Below are 6,881 nucleotides of genomic sequence, written 5' to 3' on the forward strand. Positions count from 1 at the left end.
CCCGTATTCGAAAATCGTCGACCCAGAAGATCGCAACACCACCATGTTGTTCGGCGACGCCGCCACCGCCACCTGGATGGGCGAAGACGCGCCATGGTTGCTGGGCAAGTCCAAATTCGGCACCGATGGTTCCGGCGCACCGCACCTGAAGGTCAGCGACGGCGTGTTCTTTATGAATGGCCGCCAGGTATTCAACTTTGCCTTGCTCAAGGTGCCGGCGCATTTGCACGAGTTGCTCAATGAGTCCGACCTCAAGGCTGACGACATCGATGCGTTCTGCATTCACCAGGGCAGTGCGGCGATTGTCGATGCCGTGGCGCGGCGTTTTGAAGATGCGCCGGTGGACAAGTTCATCAAGGACATGGTCGAGACCGGTAACACCGTGTCGTCAAGCATTCCACTGCTGCTGGAGAAGCACGTGATGGGCGCGACCTGGAAGCGCGTGGCGATCAGTGGCTTTGGTGTGGGCCTGTCCTGGGGCTCGGCGATTCTCTATCGCCCGTAACGCTTTAATAGCTTGAACGCGTTGCACAAGCGCTTCACACAAAAACGCCGATGATCGACCGATCATCGGCGTTTTTTATTTGGCGCCAGAAAAGCCAATGAATCCGGGGTTTTGAGATACCGTAAACCCTTGAAATGCAAGGGGTGGCACAGGGCTAGTAAAAAATTTCAAAAAAACCCTCAAGCAACCGGCTCCCACGACGATAACTATTACGTAGGTTCTCAGGCCACACCCGGCGGTTGCCAGGGCCGGAAGCCGCAGTATCCATCCAACGAGGATTTCGTCATGGCTTTAACAGTAAACACCAACATTGCTTCGATCACTACTCAGGGCAACCTGAACAAAGCTGGCGGCGCCCTGGCCCAATCGATGCAGCGCCTGTCTTCCGGCCTGCGTATCAACAGCGCTAAAGACGACGCCGCCGGCCTGGGTATCGCCAACCGTATGACCAGCCAGATCAACGGCCTGGGTCAAGCTGTAAAGAACGCCAACGATGGTATCTCCATCGCGCAGACCGCTGAAGGCGCAATGCAGGCTTCGACCGACATTCTGCAAAAAATGCGTACCCTGGCTCTGTCCTCGGCTACTGGCTCCCTGAGCACCGACGACCGTAAGTCGAACAACGACGAATACCAGGCTCTGACTTCGGAACTGACCCGTATCGCCCAGACCACTACTTTCGGTGGCCAGAAGCTGCTGGACGGCTCGTACGGTACCAAGTCGATCCAGGTTGGCGCCAACGCTAACGAAACCATCAACCTGTCCCTGGACAACGTTGCTGCCAACAACATCGGTTCGCAGCAAATCAAGAGCATCGGCATCGCTCCAGGCGCTGGTGTTGTAGGCGGCGCAATCGCAGTGACCGGTAACGGCCAGACTGCCAGCGTTACCGTAGCCGGTGCAGCTTCTGCCAAAACCATCGCTGCCCAGCTGAACGGCGCCATCGGTGGCCTGAGCGCTACCGCCAGCACTGAAGCTCAGTTCGTAGTCGGCGCCGGTGCTGCTACCGCTCCAGCTTCGTTCACCATGACCGTTGGCGGCCAAGCCACCACGTTCGTTGGCGTAAAAGACACTGCCAGCCTGGCTGACCAGCTGAAGTCCAACTCCGCCAAACTGGGTATCAGCGTTAACTACGACGAATCCAAAGGCACCCTGTCGGTTAAATCCGACACCGGTGAAAACCTGTCCTTCAGCGCTTCGACCGCTGCCGGCACCATCACTGTTGCCACCAAAGACGGTTCGGGCGCTTACGGTACTGCTACTGCCCTGGCTGACGGCATCATCGCTACCGGTGCTGTGAACATGGACTCCGCCAAGGGCTACTCCCTGGAAGGCGCTGGCGTGACCGGTATCTTCGGTGCCGCTACTTCGGCTGCTTCGACCAAGACCGCCGTATCGCAAACTGACGTGACTGACGCCACCAAGGCCCAGAACGCTGTGTCCGTGATCGACCAGGCTATCGCTACCATCTCCAGCTCCCGTTCGGGCCTGGGTGCGGTACAGAACCGTCTGACCAGCACTGTGGACAACCTGTCCAACATCCAGAAAAACAGCACCGCTGCTCGCTCCACCATCCAGGACGTCGACTTCGCTTCCGAAGCCGCTGAACTGACCAAGCAGCAAACCCTGCAGTCGGCTTCCACTGCGATCCTGTCGCAGGCTAACCAGCTGCCATCCGCTGTACTGAAGCTGCTTCAGTAATTACAGCACTTGGTGACTGACGGAAGGGCGCGTTTACGTGCCCTTTCGTCTTTTCCAATCAGAGGAGATTGGGCATGGACATGAATGTGAAGTTGAACTTGTCTTATCCGCCGCAGGCGCCCCAAGGCTCCGTGGCACCTGTGGTTGCTGAAAAAGACAAGACGAAGGTTGAGCCGGCCGCGCCAACCGCAGGTCCGTCCCAAAAGGGCGATCTGGAAAAAGCGGTTACTGATATTAAAGAATTCGTACAAGCGGCCCAGCGTAATCTGGATTTTTCTATTGATGATTCCACCCACAGGGTTGTGGTCAAGGTCATTGCCACCGACACCGGTGAAGTGATCCGCCAGATTCCCTCGGAAACTGCCTTGAAGCTGGCGCAAAGCTTGTCCAGCGCCAGCCACGTGTTGTTTGACGACAAGGCTTAAGCTGGCATGAAATTTGTTGCTGCTACGACTTGAAGTGTTGTTCGTCAAGATAACGGCAGCCACCGGAACAGGAGAAAGATGATGGCGGGTACAACGATTACGGGCGTGGGATCGGGCTTCGATACCCAGGCGATTGTGAAGTCCCTGGTGGATGCCGAGCGCGCGCCGAAACAGGCGCAGATCAACACCCAATCGCAAAAGGCAACTACCCAGCTGTCGTCGATCGGCAAGATCCAGGCTGCCCTGGACGCCTTCCGTGGTGCGCTGACCAGCATGGGCACCGATAACAGCTTCAGTGGCTTGACCGGTACGTCTTCGGATGAAAAGGTCGCCACCATGACGGCTAACCAGGGGGCTGCGAACGGTAGCTTTTCGTTGATCGTCAACCAGCTGGCCACACCGTCGAAGCTATCGACCAAAACGTTTGTCGGTGGCCAGTCGACAGTCGTGAACGCCGGCACCACGCCGACAACGCTGACCATCTCGCAGTCGGGCAAGAACTTCGACCTGAGTGTGCCGGCGGGCGCGACGCTGCAACAGGTGCGTGATTCGATCAACACCACGTTCGGCACCGCCGGCTTGAGTGCCAACATCCTCACAGACTCCACGGGTTCGCGTCTTATTCTGACCTCCACCAATGGCGGGGTTGGTTCGGACCTGACGATGTCGGGCAACTCTGGGATTGATACCGGCTACACGGTAGTCAGCCCGCCTCAGAACGCCAAGTACACCATTGATGGTATTGCGGCGGAGTCCAAATCCAACAGCATCACGGATGCGGTGAGTGGGGTGAGCATTAAATTGCTGTCGCTGTCGCCTACGGTCACGGCCAACGATCAGACTAAAGACGCGCCACGTACGGCCATGACCATTTCGGTCACCACCAGCACCACCGCGCTCAAGTCCGGGGTCAAGGGCTTCGTCGACACTTATAACGCCCTGCTCAAGGCCATGAACGCCGAGACCAAGGTCACCAAAGATGCTGCCGGTAACTCCATTGCCGCGACCCTGACCGGCGACTCGACCATGCGCACCTTGCAGGCGGCGATCCGTAACGAGTTCAACTCACTCTCCGGCAACGGTACCATCAAGTCCCTGGCGCAATTTGGTGTCACCACCGACCAGGATACAGGCGCGCTGAGCATCGACAGCAAGCAGTGGGACAAGGCGGTGCTGACCAATGCCGCCGATATCAACAGTATCTTCAGCGGCAAGACCGGTCTGCTCGCACGCTTGACGGCCGCGACCGACTCCTACGCCAAGCCCACCACCGGGATTCTGGCGACACGCACGACGTCGTTGGCCGACAGCCTGAAAGATCTGACCAAGCAGCAGACCGATCTGGATGAGCGTCTGACGACGATGCAAGACGCCTTGACCCGCAAGTACACGGCCATGGATACCCTGGTGGCGCAGTTGCGCCAGCAGAGCAACAGCATTCTCGGCACGCTCAATGCGATCAGTAATTCGAAAAGCAGCAGCAGCTGATTGATCGCATCAAAAAAGCCCGGGTCCGTTGACCTGGGCTTTGTTCTTTCTGAGACCGTCGGGTTAAAGTTTTTTGCGACCCAGTCGACATATTGGTTACTGAAAACCTTCTCGCTGTTGCCTGTCACGAGGTAGAAACATGAATCCCATGAGAGCCCTTCGCCAATACCAGAAGGTCAATTCCCATGCCCAAATCTCTGAGGCCAGCCCGCATCGCCTGGTGCAGATGCTGATGGAAGGTGGCCTGGACCGTATGGCCCAAGCCAAAGGCGCGCTGGCGCGTGGCGACGTCGCTCAGAAAGGCCTGATGCTGGGCAAGGCCACCGATATCCTGATCGGCCTTCGTGATGGCCTGAATGCGGAAAAAAGCGATAACAAGGAATATGTCCAGCAATTGGAAGGCTTGTATGTGTACATGACCAACCGCTTGATGGAAGCCAACCTGCATAACGACGCCGACATGATCGACGAAGTCGCCCGTTTGCTGATTACCGTAAAAGAAGGCTGGGATGCCATCGCTGAGCCACAAGGTGCTGCACAATAAGGCCAACGGCCTTGAGGAACACGTCATGAGCCACGCACTGCAACGCATTGATGAAACCCGTGAAGCGCTGATCGGCGCGTTGGCGGAGCGCAACTGGGACGCCATTGGTGAACTGGATCTGGGCTGCCGCAACGTCATCGATGAAGTGCTCAGCGAAGCGCCGGTGGACGAGGATGCACTGCGGGAAAAGCTGGAAAGCCTGCTGGCGGTGTATCAGCAGTTGCTGGAGGTGACGACCGGCGAGCGCCAGGCGATTTTCGAAGAGATGTCGCAGATCAACCGCGCGCAAAGTGCGTCAAAGGTTTACCATCTGTTCGGCTGAACTGGCTCAGTTAATCCGAACAGCGCGTCATATATTTGACTGTGCTCGTATTTTTGACTTAACTAGTGCTGTTTTCAGATTTCAGGCGTCAGTAAGGTATGAAGTCCTACAGACGTCTCGATTGCCCTCACTCTGGGGCAGGAAGTTTTACTAGGGAAGTTGCTATTGCATGTGGCGTGAAACCAAAATTCTGCTGATTGATGACGATAGCGTCCGTCGCCGCGATTTAGCGGTGATTTTAAATTTTCTCGGTGAAGAAAATTTACCCTGCGGCAGCCATGACTGGCAGCAGGCGGTCAGCTCTTTGTCGTCGAGCCGTGAAGTTATCTGTGTGCTGATCGGGACGGTAAATGCTCCTGGCGCCATTTTGGGCCTGTTAAAGACACTGTCGACCTGGGATGAGTTCCTTCCGGTGTTGCTGATGGGCGATATTTCTTCCGTGGACCTGCCGGAAGACCAGCGCCGCCGCGTGCTTTCAACCCTGGAAATGCCGCCCAGCTACAGCAAATTGCTCGATTCGCTGCACCGTGCCCAGGTCTATCGCGAGATGTACGACCAGGCCCGCGAGCGCGGCCGTCACCGTGAACCCAACCTGTTCCGCAGCCTCGTCGGCACCAGCCGTGCGATCCAGCACGTGCGCCAGATGATGCAGCAAGTCGCCGACACCGACGCCAGCGTGCTGATCCTTGGCGAATCCGGCACCGGCAAGGAAGTGGTCGCCCGCAACCTGCACTACCACTCCAAGCGCCGCGACGGGCCTTTCGTGCCGGTCAACTGCGGGGCGATCCCGGCAGAGCTGCTCGAAAGCGAACTGTTCGGCCACGAGAAGGGCGCCTTTACCGGGGCGATCACCAGCCGTGCCGGGCGTTTTGAGCTGGCCAACGGCGGCACCTTGTTCCTCGACGAAATCGGCGACATGCCGCTGCCGATGCAGGTCAAGCTGCTGCGCGTGTTGCAGGAGCGCACCTTCGAGCGCGTGGGCAGCAACAAGACCCAAAGCGTCGACGTGCGCATCATCGCGGCCACCCACAAGAACCTCGAAAGCATGATCGAGGTCGGCAGCTTCCGCGAAGACCTGTACTACCGCCTCAACGTATTCCCCATCGAGATGGCCCCGCTGCGCGAGCGCGTGGAAGACATCCCGTTGCTGATGAACGAGTTGATCTCGCGCATGGAGCACGAAAAGCGCGGTTCGATCCGCTTCAACTCCGCGGCGATCATGTCCCTGTGCCGCCACGGCTGGCCGGGCAACGTGCGTGAGCTGGCCAACCTGGTGGAGCGCATGGCGATCATGCACCCCTACGGTGTGATCGGCGTGGTCGAGTTGCCGAAGAAATTTCGCTACGTCGACGACGAAGACGAGCAACTGGTCGACAGCCTGCGCACCGACCTGGAAGAACGCGTAGCCATCAACGGCCACACGCCGGACTTCGGCTCCACCGCCATGCTGCCGCCCGAAGGCCTGGACTTGAAGGACTACCTCGGTAGCCTCGAACAAGGCCTGATCCAGCAGGCGCTGGACGATGCGAACGGCATTGTCGCCCGTGCCGCCGAACGCCTGCGTATCCGTCGAACCACCCTGGTGGAGAAGATGCGCAAGTACGGTATGAGCCGGCGAGAAGGTGATGAACAGGCGGATGATTGACGCCTGTTTTTTAAGCTACTGAAATATCAGTAGTTTTTTTTCGGCACGGGTATTGCTATAGCCCTCGCAACGTTCCGTTTAACTGACGGTCAGCCAAGCGAGAGAGCATGATGCCCCACGCCGCCCAACTTTCTACAGCCCCTGCTATCCCGGGGCTCGTTCCGTCTGCAGAGCCGCTTACCCGGCAGGGTCTTGAGCAGGCGTTCTCGCAGTTCAGCCAGATGTCGAGCCAACTGACTGACTCTTACAGC

General features: G+C 57.9%; 7 protein-coding genes and 1 pseudogene. All 8 read left to right on the top strand.

From position 1 onward, the window contains the following. Positions 1-505 (top strand): 3-oxoacyl-[acyl-carrier-protein] synthase III C-terminal domain-containing protein (locus tag FEM54_RS20375; protein ID WP_276614683.1); only part of this gene is annotated, 505 nt, incomplete at its 5' end. 285 nt (positions 506-790) lie between these two features. Continuing rightward, positions 791-2,206 carry a flagellin N-terminal helical domain-containing protein gene (locus FEM54_RS20380; protein WP_138452683.1) on the top strand — a complete coding sequence of 472 codons (1,416 nt, stop codon included), beginning with the start codon at positions 791-793 and terminating at the stop codon, positions 2,204-2,206. A gap of 74 nt (positions 2,207-2,280) precedes the next feature. After that, on the top strand, positions 2,281-2,631 hold the full coding sequence (locus FEM54_RS20385; RefSeq protein ID WP_138452685.1) for a flagellar protein FlaG: 351 nt from the start codon (positions 2,281-2,283) through the stop codon (positions 2,629-2,631). Positions 2,632-2,712: 81 nt separating this feature from the next. Beyond that, positions 2,713-4,119, top strand: a complete 1,407-nt coding sequence (fliD, locus tag FEM54_RS20390; protein WP_138452691.1) for a flagellar filament capping protein FliD — start codon at positions 2,713-2,715, stop codon at positions 4,117-4,119. A gap of 139 nt (positions 4,120-4,258) precedes the next feature. Next, the gene (gene fliS / locus FEM54_RS20395; protein WP_138452693.1) at positions 4,259-4,663 is read left to right on the top strand and encodes a flagellar export chaperone FliS; all 405 of its coding nucleotides are present in this window, start codon (positions 4,259-4,261) and stop codon (positions 4,661-4,663) included. A gap of 25 nt (positions 4,664-4,688) precedes the next feature. Next, positions 4,689-4,985 (top strand): flagellar protein FliT, encoded by a 297-nt coding sequence (gene fliT / locus FEM54_RS20400; RefSeq protein ID WP_138452695.1) that lies wholly within the window; start codon positions 4,689-4,691, stop codon positions 4,983-4,985. A 169-nt stretch (positions 4,986-5,154) separates the two neighbouring features. Then, positions 5,155-6,630 (top strand): sigma-54 dependent transcriptional regulator, encoded by a 1,476-nt coding sequence (locus FEM54_RS20405; protein WP_017134934.1) that lies wholly within the window; start codon positions 5,155-5,157, stop codon positions 6,628-6,630. Positions 6,631-6,740: 110 nt separating this feature from the next. Beyond that, positions 6,741-6,881 (top strand): annotated as a pseudogene (locus tag FEM54_RS34705) (PAS domain-containing sensor histidine kinase); the annotation flags it as partial.

Origin of the sequence: Pseudomonas edaphica, from assembly GCF_005863185.1 — a bacterium.
Lineage (GTDB): Bacteria > Pseudomonadota > Gammaproteobacteria > Pseudomonadales > Pseudomonadaceae > Aquipseudomonas > Aquipseudomonas edaphica.